At 49.5% G+C, this 1,493-nt stretch carries 1 protein-coding gene; it reads right to left on the bottom strand.

Features of this window, described 5'->3' with window-relative positions:
- Positions 1-1,493: DUF7507 domain-containing protein (locus FGM01_RS14425; protein ID WP_143411895.1), on the bottom strand; the 1,493-nt coding region annotated here is incomplete at both ends.

Here is a 1,493-nt window from a genome sequence, read left to right as displayed (position 1 = left end):
GTCGCATCATCGGTTGTATTTCCATCGGTATCATCACCATTATCAGACACATCGCTTACATCATCAGTGTTACCTGGACTGTCACCTGTAGCAGTCGCAGAGTTGGATACGAATCCAGCATCCATGTCAGCCTGGGTAATGGTATAGGTCGCTGAAGCAGTACCAGTTTCTCCCGGAGCCAGATCGGCGGGGGAGATGGCCAGGTCGTTGCTTCCAGTCAGGGCATCATCAATGCTGATGCTGCTTACGGTTACATTCCCGGTATTGGTTACGGTGAAGGTATAGGTGATCTGATCACCGGCATCCTGCACGGAGTTGGTGTTAGTATCAGAGTACACCGCTGTTTTCACCAATTCGATAGCYGGTTGCGGAGTAAAGTTCACCACGGTCGCATCATCGGTTGTATTTCCATCGGTATCATCACCATTATCAGACACATCGCTTACATCATCGGTATTACCTGGGCTGTCACCTGTAGCAGTCGCAGAGTTGGATACGAATCCAGCATCCATGTCAGCCTGGGTAATGGTATAGGTCGCTGAAGCAGTTCCTGTAGCTCCCGGAGCCAGATCGGCGGGGGAGATGGCCAGGTCGTTGCTTCCAGTCAGGGCATCATCAATGCTGATGCTGCTTACGGTTACATTCCCGGTATTGGTTACGGTGAAGGTATAGGTGATCTGATCACCGGCATCCTGCACGGAGTTGGTGTTAGTATCAGAGTACACCGCTGTTTTAACCAGTTCTATAGCCGGTTGCGGAGTAAAGTTGGTAGTGGTCGGATCATCTGGAGTTGCGGTATCCGGATCATCAGATACATCGCTTACGTCTACTGTATTGCCCGGGCTATCGGCGATGGCTGAAGCCTGGTTGGCATAGCTTCCCGCATCGATATCTGCCTGGGTAAGGGTATAGGTAGCACTAATGTCCACACTGGTTCCCGGAGCCAGGCTAGCAATGGTCTCATCTCCTGCGGGGATGTTGGCATCATTATCAGTTACCACGATATTGGAAAGGGTAACATTCCCGGTATTTCTTACGGTGATGGTATAGGTAATGATATCTCCTGCAGAGTCATCTCCTGAGACATCGGTATCTGCCAGGCTATCGGTTTTAGTAAGCTCCATAACAGCTACCTGGTTAATAGTGGTTGTTGCATCATCAGTTACCGCAGTAGTTACTTCTGTTGTAGTTACACTGGCAGTATGTACAATATCACTTCCATTATCAATATCAGCCTGTGTGGCTTCATAGGTCGCGGTATAGGTCCAGGTCTCATCGACCTCCATAATGTCATTGGAGTTCGAGTCTCCACTTACATAGGCTGGTCCAGTGGTTGCCTGAGGATCTACTACAGCGACATTGGTCAAACTGGTATTCCCCGTATTGTCCACCACAATGGTATAGGTTAGCGTTTGCGGAGCAGCGATATCAGTCGGTGCTACGGTATTGGTTACGGTCAGTGTTGGCGATTGAGTAATAGTGGTTGTTGCATC

Source organism: Christiangramia sabulilitoris, assembly GCF_007050985.1.
Lineage (GTDB): Bacteria > Bacteroidota > Bacteroidia > Flavobacteriales > Flavobacteriaceae > Christiangramia > Christiangramia sabulilitoris.
The sequence above is the reverse complement of the archived record's forward strand: the minus strand, read 5'-3'. Positions and strand labels throughout refer to the sequence as shown.